The following is a 14,762-nucleotide window of genomic DNA, read 5'->3' as shown; positions in this document are numbered from 1 at the left end:
CATCGAGCTCGAGCGTCTCGAGCAGATGGCCGCGCCGCTGTGGGATCAGGCGCAGCCGGACGACGACGCCGACCTGTCCGACGAGGTCCACTGACCGTCGGATTCGTCGCCCGCCTCAGACCGCTTCCGGCATCTTCTCATCGAGCGCCGCGCGCACCGCGCGGGCGAGATCGACGCGTCTGAACGGCTTGCTCAGCAGGCGCACGTCGCGATCGAGGCGGCCGTTGCGCACCATGGCGTCGTGGGCGTAGCCCGACACGAAGAGCACGCGCAGGCCGGGCTGGCGTTGCCGCGCCTTCTCGGCCAGCGCCTTGCCGCCCATGCCGCCGGGCATCACCACGTCGCTCAGCAGCAGGTCGCATGGCGCGCCGTGGGCCAGCAGCGCCAGGGCCTGCTGGCCGTCGGCCGCTTCCTCGACTTCGTAGCCCAGGCCGCGCAGATGGCCGGCGACGATGCTGCGCACCTGGGCATCGTCCTCGACCACCAGGATGCGCTCGCCGCCGCCGGCCGGCGCCTCGACGGCCGGCGGGGCGGGCTGGTCGGTGGGCGTGACGATGCGCGGCAGATAGAGGCGGATCGTCGTGCCGTGGCCTTCCTCGCTATAGATCGCGACATGGCCGCCCGACTGGCGCACGAAGCCGTAGACCATGCTCAATCCAAGCCCGGTGCCCTTGCCGGTCTCCTTGGTGGTGAAGAACGGCTCGAAGACGCGGTCGAGGGCCGAGGCCGGGATGCCGATGCCGGTGTCGCTGACCGCCAGCATGACGTACTCGCCGGGCGTCACGCCGGGATGGCCGCGCGCGTATTCCTCGTCGAGCACGGCGTTGCGCGTGACGATGCTGAGCGTGCCGCCCTCGGGCATGGCGTCGCGCGCGTTGATGCACAAATTGAGCAGCGCCGATTCGAGCTGGGCGCGATCGACATGGGCGACCCACAGATCCTCGTCGAGCCTGGCCTCGATCTCGATGTGCTCGCCCAGCGTGCGGCCGATCATCCGGCCGGTCTCGGCGACGATGTCGTTGAGACGGGTCGGCGCGGGGCTGAGCGGCTGGCGGCGGGCGAAGGCGAGCAGCTGGCGGGTGAGATCGGCGGCTCGCTCGGCCGAGCCCAGGATGCGTTCGATCGGCTCGAGCCGCGCCGGCTCGTGCGCCAGCTCGTCGGCCAGCGCCTCGGCGGTGGCGATGATCACCATCAGGATGTTGTTGAAGTCGTGCGCCACGCCGCCGGTGAGCTGGCCGATCGATTCCAGCCGCCGGGCGCGGTTCAGCCCGGCCTCGGCCGCCTTGCGCTCGCTGAGGTCGTGAATCACGCCGACAAAGATGCGCTCGCCGTCGAGCATGGCCTCGCCGATCGCCACCGTGACCGGCAGCGGCGTGCCGTCCTTGCGCTGGCCGACCAGCTCGCGCGGGCTGCCGACCAGGCTGCGCCGGCCGGTCTCGCCGTAGCGCCGCAGGTGGCCGTCATGCGCCTCGCGCGTCGGCGAGGGCATCAGCCGCTTGACGTTGTGCCCGATCAGCTCGCCGCGCGCGTAGCCGAACATGCGCTCGCAGGCGCTGTTGCACACGCGGATGGTGCCGGCGGCGTCGGTGACCACCAGCGCGTCGATCATGGTCTCCTGCACCGCCTCGGCGATGCGGCGCAGCGGCGTCGGCTCCGGTGCCTCGCGCACGACCTCGCCGAAGCCCAGCAGCGCGCCGTCGTGCGGGTCGCGCAGCGGCATCAGCGTGACGCGCGCCGCGAAGCTCGTGCCGTCCTTGCGCCGGCGGCGCAGCGTCGTCTCGAGGCGGCCGCGCGCGGCGGCCTCGGCGAGCAGCGCTTGCGGCTTTCCCGCCGCGACATCCTCTGCGACGTAGAGGCTCGCCACCGGCTGGCCGACGACCTCCTCGGCGGTGAAGCCCATCAGCGCCCGGCCGCCGTCGTTCCAGCCCAGCACCCGGCCATGCGCGTCGAGCGTCAGCACCGCGCAATCGCTCAGGGTCTCGAACAGAAGCCGGGGCAGGGCGTCGGTCGGCGCGGTGGCCGGGCGGGCTGGCATGATCTCTCTTGAGCCGCGCGGCGCGGCGAATATGGCCCTTACCTGTGCGGCAGGCCGCCGCGCGCGGCATTGATCCACGTCAAGGGCGGCCGCGCTGCGATGCGGCAGATGATCGCTCATGTGATGAATGCAGATGGTGGGGGAATGGGACGATGATGCGGAGGCGGCCATGGCGCTGACATGGGCGGTCGATCACGACGCCCGTCTGGTCATGCTCGATGCCAGCGGCCCGCTGACGCGCCGCGACGTCGCGCACTACATGGCCGAGGTGACGGCGGCGGGCGCCGCCGACTATCGCGTGCTGCTCGACGCGCGCGCCGCGCAGTTCGAGCTCGGCGCGGCGGAGATCGCCGATTTCGGCCGCCGCACGCAGGGTGGCGGCGACGGTCCCATCGCCCTGGTGGTCGCCTCGGACGCCGAGCGCGAGATGGCCGACCATTTCGCGCGCCGCGCCGGCCGCGGACGGGCCTGCCGGCTCTTCGCCACGCCCGACTCGGCGCGCGCCTGGCTCGACGGCGCGGCGTAGAGATCTGTCATCCCGAGCGTAGCGAGGGATCCAGTCAGCAGCCTGGATCCCTCGCTGCGCTCGGGATGACAAGCGGATTTCGGCTGGCCCGCCGGGCGCGCTTCGTGAAAGGCTGCGTGCAGTTCGATGTCAGCCTCCAGTTCCGCCGTCGTCCTGCTGGTCGAGGACGATGCCATGCTCCGCCTGTCGCTGGCCGAGGTGCTGGAGCGGCTGGGCTATGTCGTGCGCGAGGCGCCCGACGGCGAGACGGCGCAGGCGATGCTCGACGCCGGCGGCATCGACGTGCTGTTCACCGACATCATGCTGGGCCGCGGCATCAACGGCGTCGAGCTGGCGCGCTGGACGCGCGCGCATCATCCGGCGACGCGCATCGCCTATACAACCGGCGCCTGGGACGTCTCGACGCTCACCGACGCGCCGGTGCTGCGCAAGCCCTACGCCTACAAGGATCTGGCGAAGGCGCTTCGCACGCTGCTGGCCGACGCGCGCTGAGACGTCCTTTCGTGCGACGTGCGAATTTCGCGCATAGAGGGTGCGACGAATTGTGCCGACACGCGGATCGCTGTGGCAAAAATTTCTGAGTGATGGCTTACTACGCAAAAGACAAGAAGCAGAAGCAATGGGACCCGCAACGACGGGTGGCCCTTGGGGCCGATGATATTGGGGGATGATATGGCTGAACTGGACAGGCGTCCGGAAGCGATCACGTCGTGCATCGACTTCCTGGAAGACGAACTCTTCGAAATGGGTCTCGACGCGCGCATGGCCGAAAAGGCCCTGATGCGTCATCCGACCTGCGAGCGCTACAAGACGCGGCTGGCGGAGATCTACGCGCTGGTCGGCGGCATCGCCTCGACGCTCGACACGCTGCGCGCCCAGGCGCCCAAGCGCGGCGCCGCCGCGCTGCACTGAGCAACGCCGGCCCTCGCTGCCCGTTGCTCCGCCGTGCAACGCGGCGGAGACAGCGATGGCAGCGAAGAAGGCAGCGAGCCGCAAGCGCACGTTCGTCGAGAGCGACGATGTCGGCCGCTCGCTGGCGCAGGACCGCCGGCGCAAGGCGAAGATCCGCGTCAAGAGCGGCCAGGGCGATCGCGGCGGCCGGCACCAGGGTGGTCACTCCCTCTCCCCGCAGGCGGGGAGAGGGTCGGGGTGAGGGGCTGCATCGAGTAGCGCACCACCATCGTGCGCAACCTCAATCGACCCCTCACCCCAACCCTCTCCCCGCAGGCGGGGAGAGGGAGAAGGAAAGCCCTACGCCCGCAGCCCGCCGTTGGGGCGCACGCCGATTGCTTCGAGGATGGCGGTCAGCCTTGTGCGCTCCGGGCGCGGCTCGAAATCGCCGCGCAGCGCCTTGAGCGCGTAGCGCTCCTGGTTGATCTCGTCGGCGGTGCGCACGCCCAGCCGACGCAGCACCGGCACCGGCGGACACCAGCCCTGGGTGGCGTGCTGGAACAGGAAGGCGCTCACCAGCGCCGGCAGCAAGAGCCAGCGCCGATCGTGCGTGACGCCCAGCGCGATGCCGGCGAAGGCGATGGTCGAGGCATTGGCCTCGATCGCCCGCTCGATGTCCCATTCGTCGTCGAGCTCGCGCAGCCGCGCGTCGATCTCCTCGGGATTGTCGGCATAGTGCGCCAGCCGTTCGGCGGTCGCCGCGCGGATGCGCCGGTTGATGGCCTCGGCGGTGTTGCGCGCGACGCGCTCCTCATGGTCGGCCATGGCGTTGCTCCGGACAATGAAAGGCGGGGCGGGCCATGCGCCACGCCCCGTCCCGGGTGCGCCTCTAGTACGAGCGCCAGACGCCGTAGGAGTCGTAGTAGCCGCCACGATAGCTGGTGGCCCGGCGCTGCTGGACGCGGTCGTCGACACCGTCGCGGTTGCGGTCGACCCAGCCTGGCGGGTTGTTCGGGTCTCGGTAGCCGCTCTGGGTGCGATCATCGATGCCGTCGCGGTTGCGGTCGACCCAACCCGGCGGGTTGCTGGCCGAGGAACGAGGCGGACGATCGTCCATGAGGGTACAGGCCGCCAGCATGGCAGCGGCGACGGAAGCGGTCAGGGCCACACGAATCATGGCAAGTCTCCGGATCGAAAGGTTGTGCCTGCCATTGCCAACGCCCGACCCTGTGGCGAGTTGCCGTCGGCAAGTGGCCCCGCGGAGGAGAGGGACGCGGGGCCACGAGCAGGTGGTCTTCGCTGTCACGGGGGGAGTCGACCACCGCGCGCTTCAACGGCCCCTCGTCTGTCCGGTTGCGCTCCAAACTGCGGACACCAATCGACCACACCGCCGCCGTGCCTGCACGCCGTCGCAACGTCACCGCCGGGTGGGCCGTTGCGGCACACGAGCCGAATTCTCCGCGTGGCTGCGAGTACGATCATGTCGATCGAAGTTGCCCAGGTTCGCGTTGGCGCCTGCTACCGCGCCGGACACGACGAACTGCGGCAGGTGAGAGCGATGGAGAACGACGAGGTGACGTTCGTGGTGATCCGCCACGCCCCGCATCGCACCTGCGTCGGCCCGCTCGAGCGCATGCCAGTCGACCGCTTCGCGCGCGAGGCGGAGCGCGATGAGCCCTGGCCCTGAGCGGGACGCAGGCGGGGCGCTAGAACACCGAGCCGACCCGGAAGGCGAATCGCCACGGGCGCGGTGTCGCAGATGCGGAGGTACGGCCTGCCAGGACGCGCGTCACCTCGACCTCGCCGGAAACCTTGTCGAACAATTGCAGGTGCACGCCGCCGCCGCCCGAGACACCCTCGGCGAAGAAAAGCGCGTTGCGTGAATCGCGCGCCCATAGCCGGCCATAGTCGACGAAGGCATAGAGGTACGAGCCGACGATCGGCTTGAGGGCGTCGAGCCAGCGCGGCGCATAGCGGATCTCGGCCGAGGCGGCGAAGCCGTGATCGCCGAGCGCTTCGGACGCGACGAAGCCGCGGCCATATTGCCGGCCGCCGAATGCGAAGGTCTCCGACACCGGCAGTGACGTGCTGGCCGCCTGGGCGGTGGCACGCACGATCGTGGTGAACTCCGAACCGAGCGGACGCTGGTGCTCCAGACTCACGTTGAGCTTGGCGAAGCCGGCATGGGCCACGGCGCGACCGCCGGTGCGGGCGCCGGCGAGATCAAGACCAAAGCTCAGCTGCATGCTGGCGCTCGATACGCCGCCGCCATCGTCGACGATGGCGCCGCTGCCACCCGCCCGCAGCACGCGCAGCGAGTCGCCGGGGATGTGTGCGCCCTGCAGCCTATAGTCCACCTCGATCACGTCGAAGGTGGCAAAGCCCACGAGGCTCGTCGTCCGTCGCAGGATCAGCGGATGGGAATACTGGGCGCGCGCCAGAAGGGACCGTCCCAGCAGAGAGGCGGGCAGCCCGTTGAGTGTCGTCGGCGGTCGCTGCCAGACCGCCTGTCCGACGAATCCCAGCCGGCCACCATCGGCGCCCACCGGCACGCTGTAGCGCACGTCGCCGAGATGCATACGGTCCCACGGCACCGCGACGATGTAGCGGGCCTCCAGCGCATCGCCCCCCAACAGCAGGGACCGGCCGATGCCGCCAACGCGGAAATTCACCGTGCTGTCGGCCGTCGTCTGGAAGCTGTCGACCTGCACGATGGGCGAGAAGCGCTCGAAGCTGCCGTCGACGACAAGCGCGACGGCACCCGGGCCCGCCGCGCTGTCGGCGAACGTGCCCACCTTCAGGGTCAGGCCGGCAATGTCGTTGGCGATGAGAAGCCGCCGTTCAAGCTCGGCTCGCGTCAGCGGCTTGCGGCCGACAAGCGGTGTCAGCACCTGGTTCAGGCGATCGCGCACGGCCGCGGAGTCCACGCCCTGACCGACGTCGATACGGCTGACGGCGCCCTCGACGACAATGACGCGCAAGCGTCCCGCGCTGAAGTCCTGCTGCGGCAGCAGCACGTTGTAGAAGACGTATCCGGCGTCCGCGTATCGCCCCGCCAACCGGTTGACCGCCGCGACGATCTCGGCGAAGGCCACTTCGCGATTGATCACGGGCGCAAAGACCGGGGCGAGGTCAGCCGCGCTGAAGACGCTCGAGCCTTCGACCGACACCTGCCGGATGGTGACGCGTCGGTCGCGCAGATCCGCGGGCACTTCCAGCACGGGTCCGTCCGGCACCGCGACGTCCGGGCGTTGGCGCGGCAGGGCGGGCTCGACCGGTACGGCGTCCCGACCGACAGTCGACGGCGCCGGCAGTGCTGTCGGCAATTGAGCCGATGCGCCGACGCCGAGCGCGAGATGGGACACCAGGACCACGGCAAACAGGACGAGGCGCATGCTCGTCCTTATGACACCGGCGGATCGGCGCCGTCGAGCCACTCCTGCAGAGCTTGCGCAGCGGAGCGTGGCCGCAAACCCTCGGAGGCCCCGCGACCGGTTCGCGGGGCCTCCGTCATTCAGTGCAGTATGCCCAGCAGCGGGGTAACAGCCGCTCCGGCTGTCGCGCCCGCCGCGACATTCGCCACCGGCGTCAGGGCCACGGCGCCGACGCCGACGCCCGCCGCCGTTTCACGATGCAGGCTCGCCGTGACCGACTTGAGCAGGCCTCGCGCGTGGCTCGATCCGCCGCGGCCATCCGCGATGTTGTTCACGCCATGGCCGAGGTTGGTCGTTGTATCGCCGACCGCGACGATCGGTGGCCCGAGCGGCTGACCGATGCCGGACCCCGTGTCGCTCGTCGCCGTGCCAGTGGTCACGAGCGTATCGCCCACCAGGCCGACCGCGCCATCCGTCACCGTCGGGACGACGCTCACCACGCCGTTGTCGGACGTCCCGTTGCCCGAAGCCGGGCCAGAGCCGTTGGCGCCCGGAGCTGACGCACCGAGATTGGCAGCGGAAGTTCCGGGGCTGGTCGGGCCGCTCTGGTCGTTACAGGCGGCGCACAGGGCAATCATTGAAGCCAGGCACAGAGGTGCCGCGAGGCGAGCAATCATGGACTATCTCCCTTAATCAAATGGATTGGACTATGTCCACATGCCGTCAAATTAACTGACTGAAAACAAGACAATACAGAACAACCTCAAGAGTACAGGCTAACTTAAGAGAGCGAAAGCGCGTTGCGCGCAAGAACGAATATTTGACATTCAATGAACACGTATTCGATGCTGACTCTTCTATACTTGCTTGCGCTCAACGCGTGCATAGGCGCCAAAGAGAACGCCCTGGCGCGATGATCCGATATCGCCGGGAGATGTCTTATCGGCCCTCTCCTCCGCACGCTGGCGGTGGCCCGCTACCGCCATCGTAGAGTGCAGTAGTGGGCACGGATACCAGTTCGGCGCCGCAATGGAGGTGAACGGTGCAGGGGATGCGGTCACGGAGGGAGAATCATATAGCCAGCAAAGTTGTGGGTGATGCCTGTCGCTGGCGCAACTTGTCGGCCGCAATGGCGTTGAAACAGATTGTGCGGAATCAGAACAACGATCCCGGCTCGCTCCTTGACCGTGCTCGCGCGATGCGAATCGAGGCGGCGCGCGCCATGGAGGCAGCGCAGAAGGCAACCAGCGAGGATGCGCGTGCCGGCTTGGCGAAGCAGGCAGCCAGCTTGCTGGAGCAAGCGCTGGGGTTGGAGCAGCGCGCCTTCACCGTTGTCCCGCCGCCGCAAGCCCAAAAGCACGCAAATCCTCAGCAGATGCAGCAAGCGCAACTTGCGCCGGGGACGGCTGGTGACGATGACGAGAAGCCGGAACGTTCAAAGTGACCCACGACTGCAAATGCCAGATGATTATGTTCAGTTGCCACATCAAACGCGCGACAGGTGCGTGACGTCCTAGTCGAAGCTCAAGCCCCGGTCTAAGTTCAACAGGTCGCTGAGTGTCTGAGTGTTGGAGTCTGGTGCGGACCAGCACGAGGGGGAAGCACGTGCCGCTCACCTGGACCATGAACCACGACAGGAAACTCATCATTGTGACGGCGACCGGGAGTCTCGCGAAGCCTGATCTCGCTTCGTATATGGCGGGCGTGATGCGCGAAGGCGGCAAGGGGTATCGGGTACTCTTCGATTTGACCGCCGCCCAGGTAGAACTCAGCGCGAACGATCTCAAGGGCATCAGCCAGGAGGTGCAAAGCCGAAGAGGCGCGGCGGCATCGTATGGCGCCATAGCCCTTGTCGTGAAGTCAGAAGCCGAGCGCGAGATGGCGGGATTCTTCGCAAAGAGAACCAACCGGTCGCGGCTGTGCAAGCTCTTCGACACCTTGGAGAAGGCCAGCGCCTGGCTCGAGCAACCAAAGGAATAGTCCTGATATCCGAGCCGTCAGTCACGGCGAAGCGCGTGGTGACAGGACGCAAGATGCAGTGTCGTGCAATGATGCACCATCACAGCAGCAGCCGGTCGAGCCAGCCGGTGGTGCGGATCGCGGCCCATACCGTGGCCGCGGTGACGGCGAACGAGGCCAGCGTGCCTGCCAGGGCGAAGATCAGCAGGACGCCGTCCTCCTCGAGATGGGCGATCGCCAGCAGCATGATGGCGATGGCCGGCGGGATCTGGCTGAACGGGAAGGGCCACAGCATGGTCGGCGCCAGCAACATGATGCTGACGCCCACGGCGCGGCGCAGGATCTCGAACATCTCCGGCCAGCGCGGCCGGATCACCGCCTCGAGCTTGCGCAGCGGCCAGCGCAGGCGCCGGCCGACGCGGCGCACCTGCTCGCCCGACAGCCGCCTGCGCGCGACGACGCCCGGCAGGATGGGCGTCTCATGCGCGCGCATCAGCTGCCAGGCGGGAAAGAGCAGCAGCACGCCGACGACCGGCGAGGCGCCCGGCAGCATGCCGAGCACCGCCATCACCAGCAGGACGATGCCGAAGGAGCGTTCGTGCAGGTTGTCGATCAGCCAGTCGACGGTGACCTCGTCCGGCGCGCGGGCGAAGAGATCGTCGAGCACTTCCGAGGTTGGGACGTAAGCGTCGGCCCGGACCATGGCGCCACTATAACGCGCGGCGCCGGGGCAGGGTGCCGCGATCGCGATCGCATGGCTGCCTTCGGGCCGCGCCACGTGAGCGGCATATGCGATCTCCCTTCCCCCGGAGGGGGAAGGTGGCGCGCAGCGCCGGATGGGGGATGTCGAAGACGGACACCGACGTTGTTGAGGCATCCCCCATCCGCCCTTCGGGCACCTTCCCCCTCCGGGGGAAGGTAAGACGAAGGCTACAGGCGCTGTCGCCGGGTCACCTGGGCCCAGGCCCAGGTGAACTCGGCGCCCAGCAGGAAAATCAGCGAGGAGTAGAAGATCCACAGCAGCAGCACGATCATCGCGCCGGCGGCGCCGAAGCTCGAGGCGATGTCGGTGTTGCCGATATAGAGCGCGATCAGGTACTTGCCGCCCGCGAACAGGACCGTGGTGATCGCCGCGCCGAGCAGCACCTCGCGCCAGGCGACCGGCGCGTCGGGCAGCACCTTGTACATGGCGGCGAACAGCGCCGTGGTGATGCCCAGCGACAGCACGAGATCGACGATGCCCAACACGATCTCCAGCGCCGGGAACAGCGCGCGCACGTAACCCGACAATGCCGTCAGCGCCGCGCTGGTGGCCAGCGACACGATCAGCACGAAGCCCAGCGCCACCACCAGGCCGAGGCTGACCAGACGCGCGCGCAGCAGGCGCGAGAACCCGCTCCTGCGCGGCCCCTTGACCTCCCAGACGCGGTTGAGGCTCGACTGCACCTCGACGAACACGCCGGAAATCGCCAGCACGATGCTGACCAGCCCGATCACCGTCGCCCAGACGCCGTGCAGGCTCTCGTCGGCGCTGCGGATCATCTCCTGCAGCGCAAGCGCCGTCTTCGCACCCATCAGGCCGGAGAGCTGTTCGACCAGCGCGCCCTGCGCCGCCTCGCGGCCGAACGCCAGGCCGGCGATGGCGATCACCACCAGGAGCACCGGCGCGATCGAGAACAGCGTGAAATAGGCGATCGAGGCGCCGCGGCTGAAGGCGTCGTCGTCGATGAAGGCCTCGCCGGCCAGCCGCGCGATGCGCCACAGCCGGCCCAGCCGGGTGCCGGGTTGGGGCGGGGGCGGTTGGTCCTGCGGAACGGGCTCGGCGGCGGCCGTCATGGCCGCGCAACGCCGGCCGGCCGATCGAGGTTGCCGCGCCTGCTCAGGATCCCGTCAATGCATATGCCAGGCTTCCGGGCGGCGCAGCCATTCCGCCTCGGCCTCCTCGTCGAGCATGGACTGGAGCTGGAGGATGTCGAAGCTCTCGCGGCTCATCGGCGCGATCTCCTGCGCGTCGATCTTCTGCGCGACCTCGGGCACCGGTTTGGGATCGTCGATGATCATGGCCTGCTCGCCTGCACGTCTCGTGCGCCCTGAACGGCACGATGGCCCGCGCGTTGCGCGCAATTCGCACGTGCCGCCCGATCCGTCGCAACGCGTCCGCGACGTGGACGTTAGCCGGCCGCAGCGCACCGCGCTGTGACCGATGGAGACCAGGAGCAATGCGTAGATCGATCGTTGCCGGCGCCGTGGCGCTGGCCTGTCTGGCCGCTCCCGCCCATGCGGCGAGCGAAGCCGAGTGCAACGACATGTTCCGGAAGGCGGACGTCAACGGCGACGGCGTGCTGAGCGACGCCGAGGCCGGCCGCTTCCTCGCCGCCATGCGGCTCGCCAACGTCGCCGAGCCGACCGACGGGCGCATCCCGTCGGCGACCTTCATCGAGCATTGCCGCAGCGACCTGTTCCGGACGGCGACGACCGACCCCGGCGCGCCGCTCAAGGGCGCCAACAGCTTCACCCAGGGCCAGGCGCGCGACCGCGCGGTGGCGCGCGGCTACACCGAAGTCGGCGAGCTGAAGAAGGACGACGACGGCATCTGGCGCGGCCCGGCGACCCTGGACGGCAAGAGCGTCTCGGTCGCCGTCGACTACAAGGGCAACGTCGTCTCCGACGCCGGCCCGGCGATCACGCCCGGCGCACAGCCGATGCCGACCACGCCCGCGACGCCGGCGCCGGCGACCAACGCGCCGACCACTCCCGTCACCCCCGCGCCGACGCGCTGAGGGGACACCGCCATGCAGACCATCAGGGAGGTCGCAGCCATGCAGACCGTCAGCCATGTCTACGATTCATACGGCCAGGCCAGCGCCGTCGTCCGCGATCTCGAGGAGGCGGGCATCCCGTCCTCCGACATCAGCGTGGTCGCCAACAGATACGTCAGCGAGCGCTACGCCGACGTCGATGACGCATCCGCCGCCGGCACCGGCGCCGGAATCGGCGCCGCCGCCGGCGGCGCGGCGGGCCTGCTCGCCGGCCTGGGCCTGATGGCGATTCCCGGCCTCGGCCCGGTGGTGGCGGCCGGCTGGCTGGCCGCGACGGCGGTCGGCGCGTTGGCCGGCGGCGCGGCCGGCGCGGTCGGCGGCGGCATCGTCGATGCGCTGCAGGGCTCGGGCGTCCCCGAGGAGCACGCCCATGTCTACGCCGAGTCGGTGCGGCGCGGCGGCACGCTGGTGACGGCGCGCGTGCGCGACGACAAGCTGGCGATGGCCAACGCGATCTTCGCGCGGCACGAGCCGATCGACTACGGCGCGCGCGCCACGCAGTACCGCGGCGAGGGCTGGGAGCGCTTCGACCCCGAGGCCGATCCCTACCGGCCCAACCAGGCCGAGATCGACCGCATCCGCAGCCGCGGCTACCTCGACGCCGCGTGATCGTCGGGTTGCGTCATCTTGCCTTCCCCCGGAGGGGGAAGGTGCCCGAAGGGCGGAAGGGGGATGTCGAAGACGAACACCGCGCGCGTTGAGGCATCCCCCTTCCGTCGCGCTTCGCGCGCCACCTTCCCCCTCCGGGGGAAGGAGTTGAGCCGGCAACTGCCGTCTGGACGGCGAGTTGATCCAACCACCCAGCCTTCAGGAGGTATCCATGAACAAGGCGCAGCGCGACGACCTGCTACAGCAGATGCTCGAGACCGAGACGGGCGGCGTGAAGATCTACGAGGCGGCCCTGGAATGCGTGCTCAATCCCGACCTCAGGGAGGAATGGGAGAAGTATCTGCAGCAGACGAAGAACCATGTCGAGATCGTGCGCACGCTGATGGCCGAGCTCGGCGTCGAGGCCAGGGAGACGCCGTCGCGCCGAATCGTGCGCCATCTCGGCGACTCGCTGGTCGGCGCCATGACCATGGCCAGGCGCAGCGAGGCGCCGGCGGCGGCGGCCGAGATCGTCGCCTGCGAGTGCGTGGTGCTGGCCGAGACCAAGGACCACAGCAACTGGGAGCTGCTGTCCAGGTTCGGCGAGGCGGCCAAGGGCGAGGAGAAGAAGGCGATCATGGCCGCGATCGAGGCGGCCGAGGACGAGGAGGACGAGCACATCTACCACAGCAAGGGCTGGTGCCGCGAACTCGCCATCGCCGCGCTGGGCATGAAGGCCGTGCTGCCGCCGCCGGAGGAGCAGAAGGACGTCAAGACGGCGATCGGTGCCGCCCGCGCCAAGGGCGCGCGCAAGCAGATGATGTAGCGGATCGGGGCGGGACGGTGGCAACCGCCACTGTCCTGCCATCTGTCGGCGCTTCAATGCTGATGCCATGAGCTTGGTTGTCGGTCATAACTGCCCCGGCTGCGGCCTCGACACGCCGGCGCTCGCCTGCGAGTCGTGCGGTGCGGCGGTGGTGTGGGATCGTGCGCGCGGATCGCATTGCGCCGCCTGCGGGTGCGCAGCCTCGACCCTGACCTGCGCGCAATGCGGCCTGCGCGCCGAGCTCGACGCCCATCAGCCCGAGCGATTGCCGCTCCGGCGCGGCAGCGTCGCAGCCGCGGCAGTGCCGTGGCGCAGGCTCGGCATGGGCGTGCTGGTTGGCCTGCACGGGCTGGTGCTCGCGCTGCTGGTCGGCGGCCACGACGCGCCGGCGCCGCCGCGCGAGCCGACTGTCGCCGCCGCGACGCAAGGGCTGCCGCAACGTCTGAACCGCGGCGCCGTGCAGCTGCCGCTCGACGCCATGCCGGTGCCTTTGCTGCTGCCGTCGCCCTCGCCCTCGCCCTCGCCGTCGCTGGAGCTGCCGCCGGTGCCGACACGCTACCTGGATCCGCCGCCGCCACGCGAAGTCATGCGTGCCAATACCGGCGACAGCCGGCCGCCCAGCCGCGAAACCTGGCTGCAGCGCGCGCTGAGATCGGGACGCAGCTCGGGACCGGACCCCGACCGCCTTCCCGCCGACGGCTATGGCATCGGCCAGTAAGCCACACCCGCAATTTATTTGGCGCCGACACGCAACACGCCGCCCGATGCGTCGTTTGCTGACGCTTGCGGGGTAGTGCCATGACACTGGTCGTCGGCCATAATTGTCCGGGCTGCGGGCTCGACACGCCCCAGCTGGCCTGCGAAGCCTGCGGCGCGTCGATCGTATGGGATCGCGAGAACGGCTCGCATTGCGCCGCTTGCGGGCGCTCGGCCGCGACCATCGCCTGCCCGGAATGCGGCCTGCGCGCCGAGCTCGACAAGCGCCACGCCGAGTACCGCGCGCGCGTGCCCGCGCGACCGGTCGTGGCCGTGGGCGATCCCGACGACGACGATGATGACGTCGACGAAGATGATGACGTCGGCGATGACCCACCGCCGCCGCCCCCGGCGCTCGCCCGGCTGCACGGCGCGCTCACGGCCTCGCCGGTTCGCAGCGCGTTCGCCATTGCCGCCGCGCTGGGCCTGCACGGCGCGCTGCTGGCGCTGGTGCTGGGCGGCGGTGGCGCGCCCGATCGCAAGGCGCTGTCGGCGCCGGCGATCGTCGTCGACAGCGCACCCGTCTCCCCGTCGCCGCCCGCCCGGGCGCATGCCGACGCGCTGCCGCCCGAGGTCCTGCCGCGTGAGGCCCTGCTGCTGGACGACCTGCCGGTGCCGTTACCGCCGCCGCGGCCCGCGATTGCCTCACCATCGCAGCCGCGCCTGGCGCCGCCGCCGCCGCCGCGCGCGATCACGAGGGCCGTGCGCGAGGGCGTCCAGGCGCATGCACCGCAGCGCCGCGAGGGCTGGCTGCAGCGCGTCTGGCGCTCGGGCACCGTGTCGCCGGCCGGGCACGGCGATCCGATCCGTGGCGAATCGCCCGGCCCGAGCGCGGCCGCCAGTGCCGGTGGCGGCGGCAGTGGCGGCGGCGGCAACGGCGGCGGCGGGGGCGGCGGCGCAGGCCGCTGAGCGTCAGCACCGGTGCGTGGCTGCTGCCGCGATCGCAATCTCTCGACAAAGCCCCCTTTGTCATCCCGAGCGCAGCGAG

The 14,762-nt window shown here is 69.8% G+C and carries 20 protein-coding genes; 12 read left to right on the top strand and 8 right to left on the bottom strand.

The annotated features are described in order from the left end of the window. Nucleotides 1-115: 115 nt before the first annotated feature. A complete protein-coding gene (locus tag KF889_18305; protein ID MBX3501396.1) occupies nucleotides 116-2,035 on the bottom strand; it encodes a PAS domain S-box protein in 1,920 nt (639 codons plus the stop codon). A 169-nt stretch (nucleotides 2,036-2,204) separates the two neighbouring features. Here KF889_18305 and KF889_18300 point away from each other — a divergent pair, with 169 nt between their 5' ends. The 4 genes from KF889_18300 (at nucleotide 2,205) to KF889_18285 (ending at nucleotide 3,714) form a co-directional block, all read left to right on the top strand. Beyond that, nucleotides 2,205-2,561 (top strand): hypothetical protein, encoded by a 357-nt coding sequence (locus tag KF889_18300; GenBank protein MBX3501395.1) that lies wholly within the window; start codon nucleotides 2,205-2,207, stop codon nucleotides 2,559-2,561. Nucleotides 2,562-2,687: 126 nt separating this feature from the next. Beyond that, on the top strand, nucleotides 2,688-3,053 hold the full coding sequence (locus tag KF889_18295; protein ID MBX3501394.1) for a response regulator: 366 nt from the start codon (nucleotides 2,688-2,690) through the stop codon (nucleotides 3,051-3,053). 180 nt (nucleotides 3,054-3,233) lie between these two features. Next, nucleotides 3,234-3,473, top strand: a complete 240-nt coding sequence (locus KF889_18290; GenBank protein ID MBX3501393.1) for a hypothetical protein — start codon at nucleotides 3,234-3,236, stop codon at nucleotides 3,471-3,473. A 55-nt stretch (nucleotides 3,474-3,528) separates the two neighbouring features. Then, entirely contained in the window at nucleotides 3,529-3,714 is a 186-nt protein-coding gene (locus KF889_18285) for a hypothetical protein (protein MBX3501392.1), read from the top strand. A gap of 98 nt (nucleotides 3,715-3,812) precedes the next feature. Here KF889_18285 and KF889_18280 read toward each other — a convergent pair whose 3' ends face one another. Together KF889_18280 and KF889_18275 are read right to left on the bottom strand one after the other, a co-directional pair. Beyond that, a complete protein-coding gene (locus KF889_18280; GenBank protein ID MBX3501391.1) occupies nucleotides 3,813-4,277 on the bottom strand; it encodes a hypothetical protein in 465 nt (154 codons plus the stop codon). Between the two features lie 64 nt (nucleotides 4,278-4,341). Continuing rightward, a complete protein-coding gene (locus KF889_18275; GenBank protein ID MBX3501390.1) occupies nucleotides 4,342-4,629 on the bottom strand; it encodes a hypothetical protein in 288 nt (95 codons plus the stop codon). 303 nt (nucleotides 4,630-4,932) lie between these two features. Here KF889_18275 and KF889_18270 point away from each other — a divergent pair, with 303 nt between their 5' ends. After that, nucleotides 4,933-5,139 (top strand): hypothetical protein, encoded by a 207-nt coding sequence (locus tag KF889_18270; protein MBX3501389.1) that lies wholly within the window; start codon nucleotides 4,933-4,935, stop codon nucleotides 5,137-5,139. A gap of 19 nt (nucleotides 5,140-5,158) precedes the next feature. Here KF889_18270 and KF889_18265 read toward each other — a convergent pair whose 3' ends face one another. Then, nucleotides 5,159-6,847 carry a ShlB/FhaC/HecB family hemolysin secretion/activation protein gene (locus KF889_18265; GenBank protein ID MBX3501388.1) on the bottom strand — a complete coding sequence of 563 codons (1,689 nt, stop codon included), beginning with the start codon at nucleotides 6,845-6,847 and terminating at the stop codon, nucleotides 5,159-5,161. A gap of 119 nt (nucleotides 6,848-6,966) precedes the next feature. Further along, entirely contained in the window at nucleotides 6,967-7,503 is a 537-nt protein-coding gene (locus KF889_18260; GenBank protein MBX3501387.1) for a hypothetical protein, read from the bottom strand. A gap of 452 nt (nucleotides 7,504-7,955) precedes the next feature. On the opposite strand from KF889_18260, the gene KF889_18255 reads away from it, so the two are divergent. Together KF889_18255 and KF889_18250 are read left to right on the top strand one after the other, a co-directional pair. Continuing rightward, a complete protein-coding gene (locus KF889_18255; GenBank protein MBX3501386.1) occupies nucleotides 7,956-8,270 on the top strand; it encodes a hypothetical protein in 315 nt (104 codons plus the stop codon). A 161-nt stretch (nucleotides 8,271-8,431) separates the two neighbouring features. Beyond that, entirely contained in the window at nucleotides 8,432-8,806 is a 375-nt protein-coding gene (locus KF889_18250; protein MBX3501385.1) for a hypothetical protein, read from the top strand. 79 nt (nucleotides 8,807-8,885) lie between these two features. Here the strand turns inward: KF889_18250 and KF889_18245 are convergent, their stop codons facing one another. The 3 genes from KF889_18245 to KF889_18235 all read right to left on the bottom strand — a co-directional run bounded on the left by KF889_18245 (nucleotide 8,886) and on the right by KF889_18235 (nucleotide 10,846). Continuing rightward, the gene (locus tag KF889_18245) at nucleotides 8,886-9,488 is read right to left on the bottom strand and encodes an exopolysaccharide biosynthesis protein (GenBank protein ID MBX3501384.1); all 603 of its coding nucleotides are present in this window, start codon (nucleotides 9,486-9,488) and stop codon (nucleotides 8,886-8,888) included. A 227-nt stretch (nucleotides 9,489-9,715) separates the two neighbouring features. Continuing rightward, on the bottom strand, nucleotides 9,716-10,621 hold the full coding sequence (locus KF889_18240; GenBank protein MBX3501383.1) for a YihY/virulence factor BrkB family protein: 906 nt from the start codon (nucleotides 10,619-10,621) through the stop codon (nucleotides 9,716-9,718). A gap of 54 nt (nucleotides 10,622-10,675) precedes the next feature. After that, nucleotides 10,676-10,846 (bottom strand): hypothetical protein, encoded by a 171-nt coding sequence (locus KF889_18235; GenBank protein MBX3501382.1) that lies wholly within the window; start codon nucleotides 10,844-10,846, stop codon nucleotides 10,676-10,678. Between the two features lie 158 nt (nucleotides 10,847-11,004). On the opposite strand from KF889_18235, the gene KF889_18230 reads away from it, so the two are divergent. The 5 genes from KF889_18230 (at nucleotide 11,005) to KF889_18210 (ending at nucleotide 14,683) form a co-directional block, all read left to right on the top strand. Further along, nucleotides 11,005-11,565, top strand: a complete 561-nt coding sequence (locus KF889_18230; GenBank protein ID MBX3501381.1) for a hypothetical protein — start codon at nucleotides 11,005-11,007, stop codon at nucleotides 11,563-11,565. A 39-nt stretch (nucleotides 11,566-11,604) separates the two neighbouring features. Then, nucleotides 11,605-12,213, top strand: coding sequence for a hypothetical protein (locus KF889_18225; protein ID MBX3501380.1), 609 nt, complete (start codon nucleotides 11,605-11,607; stop codon nucleotides 12,211-12,213). A 211-nt stretch (nucleotides 12,214-12,424) separates the two neighbouring features. Next, complete coding sequence (locus KF889_18220; GenBank protein MBX3501379.1) at nucleotides 12,425-13,018, top strand: demethoxyubiquinone hydroxylase family protein; 594 nt, start codon at nucleotides 12,425-12,427, stop codon at nucleotides 13,016-13,018. Nucleotides 13,019-13,085: 67 nt separating this feature from the next. Next, the gene (locus KF889_18215; protein MBX3501378.1) at nucleotides 13,086-13,736 is read left to right on the top strand and encodes a hypothetical protein; all 651 of its coding nucleotides are present in this window, start codon (nucleotides 13,086-13,088) and stop codon (nucleotides 13,734-13,736) included. An 80-nt stretch (nucleotides 13,737-13,816) separates the two neighbouring features. Continuing rightward, nucleotides 13,817-14,683 (top strand): hypothetical protein, encoded by an 867-nt coding sequence (locus KF889_18210; GenBank protein MBX3501377.1) that lies wholly within the window; start codon nucleotides 13,817-13,819, stop codon nucleotides 14,681-14,683. Nucleotides 14,684-14,762: the final 79 nt, after the last annotated feature.

The organism is Alphaproteobacteria bacterium (assembly GCA_019635875.1).
GTDB lineage: Bacteria > Pseudomonadota > Alphaproteobacteria > Reyranellales > Reyranellaceae > JAFAZJ01.
Note: the sequence above shows the minus strand (reverse complement) of the source record. Positions and strands in the feature narration are given on the sequence as shown.